Source organism: Tardiphaga sp. 839_C3_N1_4, from assembly GCF_051811045.1.
In the GTDB taxonomy this organism is placed as follows: domain Bacteria; phylum Pseudomonadota; class Alphaproteobacteria; order Rhizobiales; family Xanthobacteraceae; genus Tardiphaga.
On sequence record NZ_JBPWQD010000001.1, the window covers coordinates 4,995,228 to 5,012,388 of the forward strand.

Sequence of the window (17,161 nt, forward strand, 5' to 3'; positions counted from 1 at the left end):
TCCTCATCCCGCGATAGGTTTGCGACGAAGCTCCAGTTATTCGGTTGGCCTGGATAGCTTCGCCTGCAACCCTTCGCGTTTAATTTCCCGCCATGTCAGCTACGTAGTCCGCGATGGCCAGGGATGATGTCAGCCCCGGTGACTCGATGCCGAACAGGTTGATAAGGCCCGGCACGCCATGGGTCTGGGCACCCTGGATCATGAAGTCCTGCACCGCGACTGCGGGCGGCACGATCTTCGGCCGCATTCCGGAATAGCTCGGCATTAATGCGCCGTCCGGCAGGTCCGGCCAGTAGCGCCTGATGGCCGGATAGAACCTCTCTCCGCGTGCCGGATCGACCGTGTAGTCGATGTGATCCACCCACTCGATGTCAGGGCCGAAACGCGCCTGGCCGGCCAGATCGAGCGTCAGATGCACGCCGAGGCCGCCCGGTTCCGGCACGGGATAGATCAGCCGCGAGAACGGCGCTTTCGCATTGCAGCTGAAGTAGCAGCCCTTCGCCAGATAAGCGGGGGGGATCAGGTCGAGCGGCATGCCGTCGAGCATGCGAGCGATCGCGGTTGCGGACAGGCCTGCTGAATTGATCAGCATGTCGCAGGCGAGTGTCATCGGAGCCTCGCCGCCCACATCCAGTTCGAAACCGTCGGCGGTGACCCGGCCACGTTCCAGCGGCGCGAGGAACGCGAACGCCGCGCCAGCGGCTTCCGCTTCACCGCGCAGCGACAACATGTAGCTGTGGCTGTCGACAATTCCGGTGGAGGGGGACAACAGCGCGGCTTCGCAAGCCAGTGCCGGCTCCAGCGCCCGTGCCTCTGTCCCGGATAATTGCTGGAGGTCAGCGACGCCATTGGCTTCGGCATGCGCTTTGATCGAAGCCAGTTTGGCGATCTCCTCCGGACGTGTGGCGACGATCAGTTTCCCGGAGTTGCGATGTGGGATGCCGCGATCGCGGCAATAATCATAGAGCGCCTGTTTTCCAGCGACGCAAAGCCGCGCCATCAGGCTGCCGGCCGGATAATAGATGCCGGCATGGATGACCTCGCTGTTGCGCGACGAGGTCACGGTACCAATCGCGTCCGCGGCCTCCAGCACGATGACCTCGCGTCCCGCTTCCGCCAGTCGCCGGGCGATCGCAAGACCCACGACGCCGGCGCCTACCACCACGCATTCAACCTTGTCCATGTCGCGTCCGATAGTTTGTTGCGCTGATCATCCGCGGTTCGACCTTGCGCATGTGGCGCATTAGTAAAACATTAAGCATCACAGATAATTACCACCAAATTTCGCCGCATTCTGCAGGTGCGACGATACGCATTTACCTGATCCACATACCTGTAACCAAACACTCACGCTGCGAATACGCGGGTGTGTAATGACTGGCAAGATCGGGCGATCAGACAGCAAGGCGGCAGTGTCCGTCATCGCGGTCGCGTGCCTTCTTGGCAGCATTACCGGAGCCCACGCAGAATCCCCGGCAGTTCATTATATCAGTGAACTCGACCCGCAAATGATCTGGCAGCTTCTCATCGGTGGGTTTGTCGCGCTGGCATTTCTCGCCGCCATTGTGCTGTGGGTCGCCTCGGTACTGCGCAATGTGCGTCGCGAGCAGCAGCGTCGCAATGCGTTTGTCGGTTCTGCCCTCAATCATCTCGGCCAAGGCATCGTGATGCTCGACGACCAGAAGCGGGTCGTGTTTTGCAATGATCGCTATCTCGAGATCTACGACCTGACGCGCGCCGACATCACCAAGGATATTACCGGCCCAGGATTGCGCGAGTTACGCCGCCAGCGTGGCAAGCTCGATCTGGCCACCCAGAGCTTCTACGAGCAGACTGTTTCCGCCGGCGAGTACATTGCCGAAATGCCCGGTGGGCAATCCGTTCACGTCAAGTTCAGCCGGCTTCCCAATGGCGGCGCCATCGGCATTCATGAGGACTGCACCGAGCAGCGTTTCCTGCAGCGCGAGCTTGCGACCACCAAGCAGTTCCTCGAATCTGTCCTTGATCACGTCCCGATCTGCGTCGCGGCCAAGACCATTGATGATGGCCGCTATATCTTCGCCAACCGGGCTTTCGAAACCTTCTCTCGGCTTTCGCGCGACCAGATCGTCGGCAAGCGACCGGATCAGATATTCTCCCCACAGTCTGCGAAAGCGATTGCCGAGGCCGATGCCCTGGCCGTGGAAACACGCAGTCAGTGTCGCAGCGAGTTCAATGTGGAGGTCGGTTCAGACGTCCGCACGCTGGATAGCAATCGCGTGATTGCCTTTAACGAGCACAATGAGCCGGCATTCCTGATTGCGCTGTTCGAGGACGTGACCGACCGCAAGTCGCTATCCAAGGAACTGGAGAACGCCAAGAAATTCCTTGAGACCGTACTCGACAACATTCCTGTGTCGCTGATGGTGCAGCAGATCAGCACCGGTCGTTATCTGTTCGCCAACCGCGGCGCAGAGGTCATTCTCGGTCGCAAACGCGAAGACGCTATCGGTCTGACCGTTCCCGAAATGCTTCGCCCGGAAGAAGCGAAGCTGATCGTCAGCCGGGATCAGGCAGCGATCAGGGGCCGAACACCGATTGCGGAAGAGCATCCGATCAGCACGCGCGACGGATTGCGGCTGTTCCTGACCCGCCGGGTTACCGTCCTCGACGAAGCAGGCGAGCCGCAATATCTGATCAAGACCCACGAAGATGTCACCGACCGCCGCCAGACCGAGGCGCGGATGGCGCATATGGCCTATCACGACGGCCTGACCGATCTGCCGAACCGCCCGGCCTTTTTGCAGGCTCTGTCGCAGATGATCGATGCCTGCGGCGAGACCTCCGAGGAATTCGCGGTGCTGTCGATCGATCTCGACGGCCTGAAGGAGGTCAACGATGTCTTCGGTCACGCCATCGGCGACAAGCTGCTGATCGAGGTGTCGCGTCGTGTCGATGCAGCCGTGGGCGGCGGAGTTGTGGCGCGGCTCGGCGGTGACGAGTTCGGCGTGATCATCGACGGCGCGCAGCCCGCGGCCGGGCTGTTGATCGCAGAGCGGATCTCCGCGGCCCTTGCGGAGGAATTCCCGATCGAGGGCAAATCGGTGCGGACAGGCGTCACCACGGGCATCTCGCTGTTCCCGCGCGACGGCCATGACCCAGCCGCTCTGCTGGCGAATTCCGGCGCGGCGCTGTTCCGTGCCAAGTCGCAGTCGCGCGGTTCGATCAGCATCTTCGAGCCGCAAATGGACCAGCAACTGCGCGATCGCCGCGTGCTGCATCAGGACCTCTCGGCCGCGATCCGCAATGGCGAATTGTCGCTGCACTACCAGCCGCAGGCACGCGCTGGCCAGACCGTGGTCGATGCCGACATTACGGGCTTTGAGGCGCTGGCCCGCTGGATCCATCCGACCCGCGGCTTCGTGCCGCCCGGAGACTTCATTCCGCTGGCCGAAGAAAGTGGTCTGATCGTCGAGATGGGCGAGTGGATCCTGCGCCAGGCCTGCCTCGAGGCTGCCTCCTGGCCGGTACCGCTGCAGATCGCGGTCAACCTGTCGCCCGCGCAGTTCATGCATGGTGATCTCGTCGGCCTCGTGCATTCGATCCTGCTCGAAACCGGCCTGCAGCCCGGTCGACTTGAGCTGGAAATCACCGAAGGTGTGCTGATCGAGGATTTCGACCGCGGCGTCGCGTTGCTGCGGCGGTTGAAGGCGCTCGGTGTGCGCATCTCGATGGACGACTTCGGCTCCGGCTATTCCTCGCTGACCTATCTGCAGGCATTCCCGTTCGACAAGATCAAGATCGACCGCGCTTTCGTGATCAATCTGGGCCTCAATCCGCAGTCCGCCGCCATCGTGCGCGCGGTCATCGGGCTTGGCCATGGCCTCGACGTCGCGATCGTTGCGGAAGGCGTCGAGACCCACGAGCAGCTCTGCTTCCTCGCCAGCGAAGGCTGCGACGGCGTACAAGGCTACTTCATCGGGCGTCCTGCCCCGATTGCGCAATATGCTGCGCTGGTCGGACGGATTGCCGCCGCTACGCCCGCCGCGCGCATGGTCGGTTGAGCGACAGACCGTTGCGAAGTGCCGATGCTGTTGAGCCCGCGGCGTTCCGCGGCTAGCTTGCGGTTATGACGAATCTCACTGCGACAGTTGCGGATCCGGCGGCCAGCGATGCGCCGGTCGTCGCCTATCCCACGCCCTTGCTGCGGATCGACGGCGTCACCAAAAAATTCGGCGCGCATAGCGCAGTGGACAATCTCTCTTTAGACATCAAGGCCGGTGAATTCTTCGCGCTGCTCGGCCCGAGCGGCTGTGGCAAGACCACGTTACTGCGCATGCTGGCTGGTTTCGAGGCACCGGACACGGGCAAGATCGAGTTGAATGGCGAGGATATCGCTGCGGTATTGCCGCATCAGCGGCCCGTCAACATGATGTTCCAGAACTACGCGCTGTTTCCGCATCTCAACGTGCGCGACAATATCGGTTTCGGTCTCAAGAGCGCTGGCTTGACGCGTCTCGGCATCGATACGCGGGTTGCCGAGATGGTGGCGCTGGTCAAGCTCCAGGGACTGGAGAAACACCGACCGGATCAATTGTCGGGTGGCCAGAAACAACGCGTGGCGCTCGCCCGGGCGCTGGCGCGGCATCCGCAATTGTTGCTGCTCGATGAGCCGCTGGCAGCTCTCGACAAGAAACTGCGCGAAGAGACCCAGGTAGAGTTGATGGCGCTGCAGCGCCAGCTCGGCACCACCTTCGTGATCGTCACCCACGATCAGGAGGAGGCGATGACCATGGCCGACCGCATCGGCGTCATGAATGACGGACGTCTGCAACAGGTAGCGACACCGCGACAGCTTTATGAGGCGCCCGCATCGCGCTGGGTCGCGGAGTTCGTCGGCGACATCAACATCGTCGAGGGCGGTATCACGCACCGTGACAGTCATCGCCTGACCATTGCAGGCCGCGACGTAGGAACCTTGTTTGCGATCGAGCCGCGACAGCCTGTCGGCGATGCGGTCATCTGCGTTGCGATCCGCCCGGAGAAGATCCGGTTGTCGCGTCGCGGGCCGGCGACGGACCTCATCAATAGCGGTGCCATGAACAGCCTTGAGGGTGTCATTTCCGACGTCGGCTATCTCGGCGGTCGCTCGCTCTACAAGGTGAAGCTCGACCGTGGAGCCACATTGCGGGTCGCTCTCGCCAATACCGCGCGGCTCGATGTCGATGCCTATTCGATCGGCGAGCGCGTTGCGGCATGGTTCGCCCCCGATGATTGCGTGGTACTGGTTCAATGAGCCGCAATCGCATCTTTACGGCGCCGGCGCGGCTCGCTGCCATCCCGCCCTATGTCTGGATGGTGCTGTTCTTTCTGGTGCCCTTCGGCTTCGTGCTGAAGATCAGCCTGTCGCAGACAGCGATTGCGCAGCCGCCTTATCTGCCGGTGTTCGGTCTGTCCGAAGGAATCGCCGGGCTCAAGGCCTCGTTTGCCGCGCTGTCGCTGGATAATTTCCGGTTGCTCGTTTCCGACAATCTCTATCTCGCATCCTATCTGCGCAGCGTCCTCGTCGCCGTCGTATCGACCCTGATCTTGCTCGCGGTCGGTTATCCCATCGCCTATGGCATGGCGCGTCTGCCACGGCGCTGGCAGGGCATCGCGATGATGCTGGTCATCGTGCCGTTCTGGACCTCGTTCCTGATCCGCATCTATGCCTGGATCAACATCCTGCAGCATGACGGCTTGCTCAATAAGGTCCTGCTCGCGCTGCACGTTGTATCGGCGCCAATCGTGTGGCTGTCCACCGACAGTGCGATGTATCTCGGCATCGTCTATTCCTATCTGCCTTTCATGATCCTGCCGCTCTATGCCACGCTCGCGAAGCAGGACCCCTCGCTGATCGAGGCCGCCGCCGATCTCGGCGTCTCGCGCGTCGACGCCTTCTGGCTGGTGACAGTTCCCTTGTCCCTGCGCGGCGTCGGCGCCGGGGCACTGCTGTGCTTCATCCCGATCATGGGCGAATTCGTCATTCCCGATCTGCTCGCCGGATCGAATTCGCTGATGATCGGCCAGACGCTGTGGCTCGAGTTCTTCACGAACAAGGATTGGCCGGTCGCATCGGCTACCGCCATCGTGTTGCTCGGACTGCTGTTGATCCCCCTGCTGGTCTATGACCGGCTGCAGCGCCGGCAGCTGGAGGCGCGCTGATGGCCGTGCATCCGCTCCGCCTGTCGCGCTTTAACGTCACGTCGCTGGTGCTTGGCCTGGCGTTTCTATATCTGCCGATCGTCATTCTGGTCATCTATTCGTTCAACGCTTCGCGGCTGGTGACCGTGTGGGGCGGCTGGTCGACGCGCTGGTACACCGAATTCTTCAACGACCGTGCGATGCTCGATGCTGCCTGGATGAGCCTTCGCGTGGGGGTCGTGTCGGCGACGCTGGCAACGCTGCTCGGCACTTTGGCCGCGATAGCGTTGACGCGTGGTGCGGGATTTCGCGGCCGGATGCTGATGTCCGGGATGCTCTATGCGCCGCTGGTGATGCCCGAGGTGATCACCGGCCTGTCGCTGCTGCTGCTGTTCGTGGCGCTGGACGCCGGGCGCGGCTTTGTCACGGTGACCATCGCCCACACCACACTCACCATGTGCTTTGTTGCTGTCGTGGTGCAGTCACGTCTCGCGGGGATTGATCGCAGCCTCGAGGAAGCGGCGATGGATCTTGGCCGCGATCCGCTCCGCGCATTTATAGCCGTTACGTTGCCGCTGATCTGGCCGGCCATTGCCGCGGGCTGGATGCTGGCCTTCACGCTGTCGCTCGACGACCTCGTCATCGCGAGTTTTACGACCGGTCCAGGTTCGGCGACGCTACCGATCCGGATCTATTCGGAAGTGCGTCTCGGCGTGAAGCCGGAGATCAACGCCATCTGCACGCTGATCGTCGGTTTCATCGCCGTCGTTATCGTACTGGCATCGCTGGTGTCGAAACTGTCGAGCGCTCGCGGCGAAAGCGCCGCGCCGTTGTAAGGCAAAAAGTTAGTTCGCCTTTGGTGCTGCATCCGCAGGTGCTGCCGCCGCAGGCGCATCGGCGGGCTTATCCGGCTCTGCTACCGGCGCCTGCTTTGGCACGCCCGTAAAGCGCTCGATCACCGAGCGTACGGCGTCGCGGGTCTTGCGATCCTTCACCGCATCCAGCAAAGGCGCCGCGCCCGGCGAACGACGGATCAGGCTTTCTGGATCTGGGAAGATCAGCGGATCGTCCCACGGGCCCTGGATCACGAAAGGCAGTTCGAAGCCACCGGTGCCGTTGGTTGCCGGATTGAGACTGGCGATGCCTTTGAAGTCGTATTCACGCGAGGGCACCGACGCGGTACCGGTCAGCGTCAGTTTCGCAGCGGGACCATCGATACGGATGTCCTGTGCGGTGGCGATACCGTCGTTGAACTTCACGGACATGTTGAGCGTGTTGAACGGCGTCGAACCCGAGCGGAAATTGCCGGCGCCGGACAGCGGACGTCGCTCCAGCCGCTTCAGCAACTGTTCGACGTTGAAGCCACTGATGGCGCCGTCATGACCGGTCAGCGTCGCAGTGCCGTCAAGTGATTGCGCGAGACCGAAGGGCGATGAGCCCGAGGCCTCCAGCATCATGCTGAGATTGCCGCGGCCGGTGAGCTTGTTGACGCCGAACAGATCGCTGGCACAGGCCTGCAGGTCGACGTCGCTGAACTGGAACTGGGCTTTCACATCGGCCACGGCGTCGGAATGGGCGATGTTGAACGAACCGCGGACGATGCCGCCATACATCTGCGCTTCACCCACCGACAGCGCCAGTGTGCCGCCGCGCAGATTGGCGCCGAGCGCGGTGCGGCCGAGCACTGAGGAACCCACTGTGACCTTGGCGGCCGACAGGCGCATATCGAGATCCGTGGTGGACAGCGCGTTTAAGTCGAACAGCTGCCGATTCCAGTCACGCGCCCCGGAGGCCAGAAGTCGCACCGTCGAAACATAGGGCGTGAAGTCGAGCGCACCGGCAGCCAGCGTCGCCTGTAGCGTCTGGCGGCCGGTGTTGCTGTAGGTCATGACGCCCTCGGCACTGTTGCCGTCGAGTTCGACATTGACGTTGGTCAGTGCAATGGACGGGCCCACCAGGCTGGCACGCGCCTTCAGGGCAAAGCGGCCGAAACCGCCGGAGCCGGGCGGTGCCTGACCGACCCAGCGCAGCGCATTGCGCAGCGACAGGCTGTCGGCAGTCAGCGTGCCTTCCATGACCAGACTGGCCTTGTTGGCGACGGTGCCGTCGAATGCCAGCTTGATCGGCGCACCGGCTATGCGGGCCTTCACGCCGGAGCGCTCACCGGACAGTGCGGCGATGAAGTCGCTGACGCTGAGGCTGCCGTCGATGCGTTCGCCGCGCCAGTCGAACTGGCCGGTTGCAGCGAATGAGCGCGAGATCGATGGCCAGGCCAGTGAGAGGTCGATGTCGCCGAGACGCTCGGTGTTGTGCGGGTCCTGATAGTGCAGCACGCCGTCCTGGATGCGGATCTCGGAGAAGGATAGTGGCTGTTCAGCGCCCGGCCTCATGGTGCGGGCGATGGACTCGATGAATGGCGTCCAGTTGCTTTCGCCGGAGGCCTCGCGGATCACGCGGATGCGTGGCCGCAGCATCATCATGTCGGCGATCTCGAAACGCTGCAGCAGCAGCGGCAACAGCCGCAGATTGGCCGTCAGCACATCGACCGTCAAAGCGGGATCGATCGAACCGCCGCCTTTCAGGCCGACATCGTGAAACGAGACATAGCTGCCCGGAAAGACCGAGACATCCACCGCGCCGTTGACGACGAAATCCAGCCCGGTCACGGCGCGGATCTGGGCCTCCACGGCATGGCGCAACGTATCGCGGTTGAGCAACCACGACATGGCAAACAGCCCGATCACTGCAACACCCAGGAGCGCCGCAATCGGCATCCCCAGGCGTCTTATTCCTTGGGCACTCGTCAATGAACTATCCGGGTTGGTTGGTGGTCACACATAGCGGGGCGGCATCCATGTGCGCCCACGTCCAAGGTCCTCAATTTGAAGGGTTTTCTTGACGCTTTCAAGGCCATAGCGGGGGGTGATGGGGTCGCAGTCCCCCGCGATTGACCTGCCGCGGAGTTTCCGCCTAATAATCCACGACATAGCCGCCCGCGCCCGCTGGGTTCTCAGCGCATTCCTGCATCAGGTCGATTCCCATGAACAAGGTCTACCCCGACGCCAAATCGGCACTCGACGGCATTCTCAAGGACGGCATGATGATCATGTCCGGCGGCTTCGGCCTCTGCGGCATTGCCGAAGACCTGTCGGACGCCTTGCGCGATTCCGGGGTCAAGGACCTCACCGTGGTGTCCAATAACGCCGGCGTTGACGGTATCGGCCTCAGCCGCCTGCTGGAAACCCGCCAGATCAAGAAGATGATCTCGTCCTATGTCGGCGAGAACAAGCTGTTCGCCCAACAGTATCTGGCCGGCGAACTGGAACTCGAATTCTCCCCGCAGGGCACGCTGGCCGAGCGCATCCGTGCCGGCGGCGCCGGCATCCCGGGCTTCTACACCAAGACCGGCGTGGGCACGCTGATCTCGGAAGGCAAGCCGACCATGGAATTCAACGGCGAGACCTACATGCTCGAGCGTGGTCTGTTTGCCGACATTGCCATCGTGCACGCCTGGAAGGGCGATACCGCAGGCAACCTCGTCTATCGCAAAACCGCCCGCAACTTTAACCCGATGATGGCGACCGCCGCCAAGATCACCATTGCCGAAGTCGAGCATCTGGTGCCGGCTGGCGAGATCGATCCGGATCACATTCACACCCCCGGCATTTTTGTGAAGCGCATTGTCGAGGTCGGTACCGGCAAGAAGCGGATCGAAAAAGTTACCTCGCGTCAGCGTCCCGCGTAACCGCCAAAAGCAAAAACAGGAGAGAACGATGGCTTGGACCCGTGATCAAATGGCAGCGCGCGCGGCTAAAGAACTGCGCGACGGATATTACGTCAATCTCGGCATCGGTATTCCGACGCTGGTGTCAAACTACATTCCCGAAGGCGTGGACGTTCAGTTGCAGAGCGAGAACGGCATGCTCGGCATGGGTCCTTTCCCCTATGAGGGCGACGAAGATCCGGATCTCATCAATGCCGGCAAGCAGACCGTCACCGAACTGCCGGAGACCAGCTATTTCTCGTCGGCGGATTCGTTCGGCATGGTCCGTGGCGGCCATATCGATCTGTCGATCCTCGGCGCCATGCAGGTCGCCCAGAACGGCGATCTCGCCAACTGGATGATCCCCGGCAAGATGGTGAAGGGCATGGGCGGCGCGATGGATCTCGTCGCCGGCGTCAAGCGCGTCGTCGTCGTGATGGAGCATTCGGCCAAGGACGGCGCCAAGTTGCTGAAGAGCTGCAATCTGCCGCTCACCGGTGAGCGCGTCGTCGACATGGTCGTCACCGATCTCGCGGTGTTCACCATCGACAAGCACGGCAATGACGGCATGGCCCTGATCGAACTCGCCGATGGCGTGACGCTCGATGAGGTGAAGGCCAATACCGAAGCTGAATTCCGGGTCGCGCTGACCAACACCTGAACGATTGCGCGTTCCGAACGTTGACATGATGCCCGGCCTCGTGCCGGGCATTCGTGTTAGTATCTGCCTTCTCATCTCTTTAGTTGAGCATGATCTTTCGGAAAGCCGGTTTCCACTTTTCCGGATCATACTCTAGGAAGCCGACATGCGCGCCAGTCTCGAAGACCGTTTCTTCCTGCTTCTGATCGTCGTGGTCACGTTGGCCTTCGGCTGGATCATGAGCTCGTTCTACAGCGCGATCCTGTGGGGCGTGGTCATCGCGATCATGTTCGCGCCGATGCATCGGCGGCTGGAGCGCCGGATGCCAAAGCATCCAAACTCGGCCGCCTTGCTCACCGTGGGATTGATCGTGCTGATCGTGATCCTGCCGCTGACATTGGTTGGCGCATCGCTGGCGCAGGAAGCGGCCGTCGTCGTCGGAAAGATGAAATCTGGCCAATTCAATCTTGGCACGTTTCTGCAGCAGATACTCGATGCCGTCCCGCAATGGGCGAAGGGACTGCTGGATCGCTTCGGCATCGCCAATCTCGGCGGCATGCAGGACAAGCTGACTGAGGGCCTCGTCAAAGGCAGTCAGTACTTTGCATCGCAGGCGCTGAACATCGGTCAGAGCACGTTCGACTTCATCATCAATCTCGGCATCATGCTCTATCTGCTGTTCTTCCTGTTCAAGGACGGCGAAGCGCTGTCGCAGCGTGTGAAGAATGCCATTCCGCTGCGGCCGGAGCTGCGTGACGATCTGATGGAGAAGTTCACGGTGGTGATCCGCGCCACGGTAAAGGGCGGCATTCTGGTGGCGCTGGCACAGGGCGCGCTCGGCGGGCTGATCTTCTCGATCCTTGGCATCAACGCCGCGCTGCTCTGGGCCGTGTTGATGGCGTTCCTGTCGCTGTTGCCGGCGGTGGGCGCTGGCCTCGTCTGGATGCCGGTCGCGCTTTATCTGCTTGCGACGGGCTCCGTCGTTCAGGGCGTGATCCTGATCGCCTATGGATTTCTCGTCATTGGTTTGGTCGACAACATCCTGCGCCCGATGCTGGTCGGCAAGGACACCAAGCTGCCGGATTATCTGGTGCTGATCGCGACGCTCGGCGGCATCGATGCGCTGGGCCTCAATGGCTTCGTCGTCGGTCCCGTCATTGCTGCGATGTTCGTGGCGGCCTGGGCGATCTTTGCGGAGTCACGCAAAAGCGGTCAGGTCCCGATCGCGTAAGCGCGTTACACCGGCCCCTGCGGCACATCTGCAAAGCGTGTCAGCCAGACCACCGGACCGATGCTCGCAGCGACGATCAGCAGTGCGGCGAGTGCGCCTTCTTCAAAGCTGCCACGGCTCGCATATTGATAGATCGAAGTTGCCAGCGTTTCGATATTGAGCGGTCGCAGCAGCAACGTGGCCGGCAGTTCCTTCAGACAATCGACAAAGACCACGATGACGGCGCCGAACAATGCCGGACGCAATAGCGGCAGTTGAATCACGCGCAGCGTGGTGATCGCCGGTGCGCCGGCGGCGCGGGCGCTGTCGTCGTAATCGACGGGAATGTGCTCGAAGCCGGCCTTGATGAAACCGGTCGGCACCGCCAGAAACCGGATCACATAGGCGATCACCACGGCGGCGCCGGAGCCGACCATGACAAGCCCGGGCGATGCGAGACTGAGCCACCCTGCGAGCGTGCTGAATCCATTGTCGATGAACAGCACCGGCGTCAGCAGGCCCAGCGCCAGCACCGTTCCGGGGAGCGCATAGCCGGTCTGGGTGACAGCGAGCGACAGGTTGGTCAGCCGCGAAGCACGCCAGCGCTGAGCGACGATTACCACAAGCCCCAGAAGCAGCGCGGCCCCCGTGGCAATTGCAGCCAGTACAATGGTGTGGCCGGCATCGCGCCAGACCGTCGTATCCATCGATAGCAGACCGCGGCGCAGGCTTTCGCGCAGCAGGTAGAGCAAGGGCACGGCGAAGCCGAGCAGGGCAGGGAGAAGACAGGCGGTAAAAGCAAGCCATCCGCGTAGGCCTGTCAAAGGCGTGCGCGGTGCCAATCGCGGATTCTCCGAAGAGAATTCCACGCTGCCTTCGCGGCGGCCAAAACGCTCGATGGCGATCAGCACCCCGACGATGGCGAGCATGAACAATGACAGTTGCGCCGCACCTGCAAGGCTGCCGCGGTTGAGCCAGGTCGTGAAAACCGAGACGGTGAGTGTACGAATGCCCAGATATTCGCTGGCACCGATATCGTTCAGTGTTTCCAGCGATACCAATGCGAGGCCCACAGCGAGGGCGGGGCGCGCCATCGGTAGCGACACACGGCGGAACGTCGTCCAGCGATCGGCACCGAGTATCTTCGCGGCTTCAGCAAAATCGGCGCTGCGATGCTGAAACATCGCGCGGGCAGAGAGATAGACGTAAGGATACAACACGATGCTGATCACGAAGATGGCGCCGGGCAACGAACGCAGGCTCGGCAGCCACCCGATCGCAGCGGGCAACGACATTGCCGTTGCCAATGCGCGATGGACGAGACCCAGTGGCTCGAACAGGTCCACATAGACGTAAGCGGCGAGATAGGTCGGAATCGCCAGCGGCAGCGGCAAGAGCCAGACCATGAGCGCGCGGCCGGGGAAGTCGTGCGCCGAGATCAGCCATGCGGTGCCGGCACCGACTGCGAGCGTGACGATACCGACGCCGATCAGGAGGGCTGCGGTGTCGCGCAGCGCCTGCGGCAACACATAGGCGATCAGATGCTGCCAAAGCTCAGGCTCCGGCTGCAGCGCCAATAGCGCGATGCTGATGACAGGCGCAGCCACAAGGAGTGCGGTGGCAACTGCGACGAAAATCGCGAGCGCTTCGGTGCGCGAAGGCCTCACGGGTGTGCATGCCCGCGTGGGCACTCTCCACATGTCATCCCCGCGAAGGAGGGGATCCATACCGCCAGGAGAAGTAAGTCAGAAATTGCCGTAGCCACAGCGTCCTACCGAAAGTTCGGTGCGTATGGGTCCCCGTCCTGTGTGCGCTGCAGGCACACAGGACGGGGACAACATACTGATAGGCTGTGCATCATCGCAGCCTACGGAGCAATAGCCGGGCTCAATTATCAAACCCGACCTTGTCCACCAGCGTCGACGCGGCCTTGCGGTTGGCTGCAATCTTGGCGATGGGCATCGGATCGGCATTGAGCTTGCCATAGCCCGCGATGGTCGGATTGATCGTGATGCCGGCGCGCACGGGATATTCGTAATTGGCGTCGGCATAGACCTGCTGGGCATGCTCGCCGGCGAGCCATTCGATCAGCTTCATGGCATTGGCCTTGTTCGGCGCATGTTTGGCCAGCAGCACGCCGGACAGGTTCACATGGGTGCCACCGCCTTCGAAGGTCGGCAGGATCACCTTGGTGGCTTCCGCCCATGGCTTCTTGTCGGGATCGGCATTCATCATCAGCGCCCAGTAATAGGTGTTGCCGATGCCGAGATCGCATTTGCCGGCCGCGACGTCGCGGGCGGTCTCGCGGTCGCCGCCAGACGGCTTCTGCGCCAGATTGGCCTTGACGCCGCGTAGCCATTCTTCGGCCTTGGCCTCGCCGTGCTTGGCGACATAAGCGGCGAACAGGCCGTTATTGTAGATGTGCTGGCCGGAGCGAATGCAGATCTTGCCCTTCCACTTCGGATCGGCCAGTTCCTCATAGGTGATGGCGTCCTGCTTGACGCGATCCTTCGACGCATAGACCACGCGGGCGCGCATGGAGATGCCAGCCCAGTGGCCGTCGGGATCGCGATATTGTGCCGGCACGACCTTCTCGATCACCTCGGATTTCATCGGCTGCGTCACGCCCGCCTGTACGGCCTCGTCGATGCGGCCGATATCCACCGTCAGCAGCACGTCCGCCGGGCTGTTGGCGCCTTCGGCCTTCATGCGTTGCTCGAGGCCCGAGCTTGCCGAGATCACATTGACCTTCACGCCAGTGTCCTTGGTGAAGGCCTCGAAGATCGGCTGCACGAGCTTGGTCTCGCGATAGGTATAGACATTGACCTCTTCGGCCGCCTGCAGCGCGGATGAGCCAAGAGCGGCGAAGAGGACGGCGGTGGCAAGGGCGTGATGCTTGATCATGAAATGGCTCCGGCAAGGGGCATATCGACAATGTCAGGTGGAGTAGCGCAGTGGGCGTTCGAATGTCAGTGACTGAACGTCGCGTGACAAAAGATTAGATTGATTCCAAATTTGTAAGTGGGCCGCAGATAAGCAACTGCTTACCTGCGGCCCGAGATGCTTAGTCTCAGAAATTGGCAGTTGCCGACAGTCTGAACACGCGCGGCGAGCCGGGCGTGATGTTATTGTTGCCGTCAGCCGTGGCGAAATAACCACGATCGAACAGGTTCTCGATGTTCAGCTGTGCGCGCCACATCTCGTTCAGCTTGAAGAACACGGCCATGTCGACACGGGTCCATTCTGGAAGCAGGACGGTGTTGTCGGATGACGCATAGAAATTGGTGTAGTGGATCACACCGACGGCCGCGGCCCATTGCGGGGTGAATTGGTACTTGTTCCACAGCGAGAAGGTATTGAGCGGCACGAGCCCAACGCGGTTGCCGGGCAGTACTGTCGTCGAGTTCGCACCTGTGATCTGGGCGTCGGTATAGGCATAGCCACCCGTCACCTGCCACGCATCGGTGATGTAACCGGCCAATGACGCTTCGAAGCCGCGCGTCTTGGTCGCGCCACTGGTGATGAAGAAGCCTGCATTGTTGGGGTCGGCCAGACGCTGGTTGGTCCGGTTCAGGTCGTAGACCGCAGTGGCGAATTGCAGGCGCGGATGGATATCCCACTTCAGTCCGACTTCGTTGTTCACGAACTTCTCAGGCTCGGCGATGACGAGTCCCGGTGACAGCGTGCTGAACTGGTCACCAGAGCTTGGGAGATAGGAAACGCTATAGCTGTAATAGACCGAGACATTATCGACCGGCTTCACGATCACGCCGGCGCGCGGCGACACGAGGTCGTCGGTGCGGGTCTGGATCACGCCGGTACGACGATCCCGTGACGACAGATCGAAGTGGTCGAAGCGCAGGCCGCCGATCAGCTGCAGATAGCGGGTAATCTCGACCTGGTCCTGAACATAGAGGGCGCCGAGATTCAGATTGTAGGTGTTGTTGGCGTCCGTCGCGGTGTTCCGGAACGCGACCGGATCAAGGCGCGTCGGGCTCCGGGGATCCACAGATAGGCTGGTCTGCGCCGTGTTGCCGTTGAAATAGCCGCTTTGCCGGAAGGCAAGGCCGCTCTGGTTGCCGACTTCGCCCCCGAACACGACGGTGTGGCGGACCGGGCCGGTGTTCACGCGGTAGGTGAAGTCCGTCTGGTTAAACAGATTCTGGCGATCAGTCTCGTTGTTATAGGCGCTGAGATTGACCGAATCCCCGACGAGGTTCACCGCGCCGCCCGGATAGACGTTTTGATAGAACTTCCGGTAATCCGCGAATTGCGACGAGTTCTTCACGGTCAGTCCGTTCTCGAAATCATGCTCGATCACGGCATTGGCGATGTTGACGTCGGCGATCGCGTAGCTCGCATTCGGATTGCCGAAATAGGTCGAGGGCGCGGTATTGTAGGCATATTGCGGCAGCAGGCCGCCCGGACGGACCTGCGAGGGGATGCCGCGATCGACCGTGCGGTTGTCGTGCAGATATTCGTAGCTGAGCTTGACCTTCGTGGTGTCGTTCGGCGCAAAGGTGACCGTCGGATTGAACCCGTAACGTTCGAGATTGACGAAGTCGCGATAGCTGTTGGTGTTCTCGTAGAAGGCGTTGAAGCGAACCGCGAGGTCCTGGTTCACGGCCTGACCGACATCGACCGAGGTGCGGCCACCTGGATAGGAGCTGCCACCCACGGTCACTTCGCGGACGGTCGTGCCATCGGCTTCCTTGAGAACGCGATTGACCACGCCGCCGCCGCCGCCGCGGCCGAAGATCATCGCATTCGGTCCCTTGAGTACCTCGAGGCGCTGGAGGTTATAGAAGTCGCGGAAATACTGCACGTCGTCGCGAATGCCGTTGGTGTAGAAGTCGGCATTGCTGCGCTGACCGCGGATCACAAGGTCGTCGCGATGCGACTCGCCCTGATGATAGATGACGCCGGGGACATAACGGACGGCCTCGCCGATCGATGTGAAAGCCTGATCCTTGATGAAATCCTTGGTCAGCACCGATACCGACTGCGGCACATTGATGAGCGGTGTGTTGGTCTTGGTACCGCTCGAAATGTTCTGGGTGATATAGCCGACCTGGCCGGTGCGGGCGTCCTGATTGTTAACGACCAGCGGCTGGCGAACCGGCTGCGGCGCAACAGCGCGTGTCCGGGCGACGCGGCCGGATGCGGCGCGCTGCGGCTGGGCGCGGCGTACGCGCGGCGCGCTGGGAGCGTCGACCTGCACCGGCGGCAATGTCGATGCGCCGGAATTCGCATTCTGCGCAATCGCCGGCTCTGCGATGCAAAATCCCGCCGCGATGATGGCCGCCGCGCTCGTCGAAATCAGAAAAGCTTTGCGCGCCGCCGTGCCGCGCCCCCCGATAGAAGTCCTGGAAGTCATTACTACGCC

The 17,161-nt window shown here is 61.8% G+C and carries 12 protein-coding genes; 7 read left to right on the forward strand and 5 right to left on the reverse strand.

Annotation, left to right across the window (positions count from 1 at the left end):
- Positions 1-79: 79 nt before the first annotated feature.
- Positions 80-1,183 carry an NAD(P)/FAD-dependent oxidoreductase gene (locus AB8A38_RS23920; RefSeq protein ID WP_439087664.1) on the reverse strand — a complete coding sequence of 368 codons (1,104 nt, stop codon included), beginning with the start codon at positions 1,181-1,183 and terminating at the stop codon, positions 80-82.
- A gap of 190 nt (positions 1,184-1,373) precedes the next feature.
- Between AB8A38_RS23920 and AB8A38_RS23925 the strand changes: the two genes are divergently transcribed.
- The 4 genes from AB8A38_RS23925 (at position 1,374) to AB8A38_RS23940 (ending at position 6,998) form a co-directional block, all read left to right on the forward strand.
- Positions 1,374-4,043 carry a sensor domain-containing protein gene (locus AB8A38_RS23925; RefSeq protein ID WP_439087665.1) on the forward strand — a complete coding sequence of 890 codons (2,670 nt, stop codon included), beginning with the start codon at positions 1,374-1,376 and terminating at the stop codon, positions 4,041-4,043.
- Between the two features lie 65 nt (positions 4,044-4,108).
- Positions 4,109-5,275 (forward strand): ABC transporter ATP-binding protein, encoded by a 1,167-nt coding sequence (locus AB8A38_RS23930; RefSeq protein ID WP_439087666.1) that lies wholly within the window; start codon positions 4,109-4,111, stop codon positions 5,273-5,275.
- Positions 5,272-6,183 (forward strand): ABC transporter permease, encoded by a 912-nt coding sequence (locus AB8A38_RS23935; RefSeq protein WP_315843836.1) that lies wholly within the window; start codon positions 5,272-5,274, stop codon positions 6,181-6,183. The genes AB8A38_RS23930 and AB8A38_RS23935 overlap by 4 nt, the downstream gene beginning before the upstream one ends.
- Positions 6,183-6,998, forward strand: a complete 816-nt coding sequence (locus AB8A38_RS23940) for an ABC transporter permease (RefSeq protein WP_175367826.1) — start codon at positions 6,183-6,185, stop codon at positions 6,996-6,998. Before AB8A38_RS23935 ends, AB8A38_RS23940 begins: the two co-directional genes overlap by 1 nt.
- 9 nt (positions 6,999-7,007) lie before the next feature.
- On the opposite strand, the gene AB8A38_RS23945 is transcribed toward AB8A38_RS23940, so the two are convergent.
- The gene (locus AB8A38_RS23945) at positions 7,008-8,936 is read right to left on the reverse strand and encodes an AsmA family protein (protein WP_439087667.1); all 1,929 of its coding nucleotides are present in this window, start codon (positions 8,934-8,936) and stop codon (positions 7,008-7,010) included.
- Between the two features lie 266 nt (positions 8,937-9,202).
- On the opposite strand from AB8A38_RS23945, the gene AB8A38_RS23950 reads away from it, so the two are divergent.
- The 3 genes from AB8A38_RS23950 (at position 9,203) to AB8A38_RS23960 (ending at position 11,796) form a co-directional block, all read left to right on the forward strand.
- Positions 9,203-9,907: a CoA transferase subunit A gene (locus tag AB8A38_RS23950; protein WP_068728766.1), complete on the forward strand. Its 705-nt coding sequence runs from the start codon at positions 9,203-9,205 to the stop codon at positions 9,905-9,907.
- 28 nt (positions 9,908-9,935) lie between these two features.
- The gene (locus tag AB8A38_RS23955) at positions 9,936-10,586 is read left to right on the forward strand and encodes a 3-oxoacid CoA-transferase subunit B (protein WP_068728764.1); all 651 of its coding nucleotides are present in this window, start codon (positions 9,936-9,938) and stop codon (positions 10,584-10,586) included.
- A gap of 145 nt (positions 10,587-10,731) precedes the next feature.
- Positions 10,732-11,796 (forward strand): AI-2E family transporter, encoded by a 1,065-nt coding sequence (locus tag AB8A38_RS23960; protein ID WP_439087668.1) that lies wholly within the window; start codon positions 10,732-10,734, stop codon positions 11,794-11,796.
- 5 nt (positions 11,797-11,801) lie between these two features.
- On the opposite strand, the gene AB8A38_RS23965 is transcribed toward AB8A38_RS23960, so the two are convergent.
- The 3 genes from AB8A38_RS23965 to AB8A38_RS23975 form a co-directional block, all read right to left on the reverse strand.
- On the reverse strand, positions 11,802-13,475 hold the full coding sequence (locus AB8A38_RS23965) for an ABC transporter permease (protein ID WP_439087669.1): 1,674 nt from the start codon (positions 13,473-13,475) through the stop codon (positions 11,802-11,804).
- 187 nt (positions 13,476-13,662) lie between these two features.
- Positions 13,663-14,679 (reverse strand): Fe(3+) ABC transporter substrate-binding protein, encoded by a 1,017-nt coding sequence (locus AB8A38_RS23970; protein WP_231079250.1) that lies wholly within the window; start codon positions 14,677-14,679, stop codon positions 13,663-13,665.
- Positions 14,680-14,845: 166 nt separating this feature from the next.
- Positions 14,846-17,152, reverse strand: coding sequence for a TonB-dependent receptor (locus AB8A38_RS23975; RefSeq protein ID WP_439087670.1), 2,307 nt, complete (start codon positions 17,150-17,152; stop codon positions 14,846-14,848).
- Positions 17,153-17,161 lie beyond the last annotated feature (9 nt).

Bases quoted from the DNA above. Each gene is read 5' to 3' on its own strand.
- AB8A38_RS23970 (WP_231079250.1), bottom strand. From the start codon at position 14,679: ATGATCAAGCATCACGCCCTTGCCACCGCCGTCCTCTTCGCCGCTCTT.
- AB8A38_RS23975 (WP_439087670.1), bottom strand. From the start codon at position 17,152: ATGACTTCCAGGACTTCTATCGGGGGGCGCGGCACGGCGGCGCGCAAA.
- AB8A38_RS23945 (WP_439087667.1), bottom strand. From the start codon at position 8,936: ATGCCGATTGCGGCGCTCCTGGGTGTTGCAGTGATCGGGCTGTTTGCC.
- AB8A38_RS23925 (WP_439087665.1), top strand. From the start codon at position 1,374: ATGACTGGCAAGATCGGGCGATCAGACAGCAAGGCGGCAGTGTCCGTC.
- AB8A38_RS23955 (WP_068728764.1), top strand. From the start codon at position 9,936: ATGGCTTGGACCCGTGATCAAATGGCAGCGCGCGCGGCTAAAGAACTG.
- AB8A38_RS23960 (WP_439087668.1), top strand. From the start codon at position 10,732: ATGCGCGCCAGTCTCGAAGACCGTTTCTTCCTGCTTCTGATCGTCGTG.
- AB8A38_RS23920 (WP_439087664.1), bottom strand. From the start codon at position 1,183: ATGGACAAGGTTGAATGCGTGGTGGTAGGCGCCGGCGTCGTGGGTCTT.
- AB8A38_RS23930 (WP_439087666.1), top strand. From the start codon at position 4,109: ATGACGAATCTCACTGCGACAGTTGCGGATCCGGCGGCCAGCGATGCG.
- AB8A38_RS23935 (WP_315843836.1), top strand. From the start codon at position 5,272: ATGAGCCGCAATCGCATCTTTACGGCGCCGGCGCGGCTCGCTGCCATC.
- AB8A38_RS23950 (WP_068728766.1), top strand. From the start codon at position 9,203: ATGAACAAGGTCTACCCCGACGCCAAATCGGCACTCGACGGCATTCTC.
- AB8A38_RS23965 (WP_439087669.1), bottom strand. From the start codon at position 13,475: ATGTGGAGAGTGCCCACGCGGGCATGCACACCCGTGAGGCCTTCGCGC.
- AB8A38_RS23940 (WP_175367826.1), top strand. From the start codon at position 6,183: ATGGCCGTGCATCCGCTCCGCCTGTCGCGCTTTAACGTCACGTCGCTG.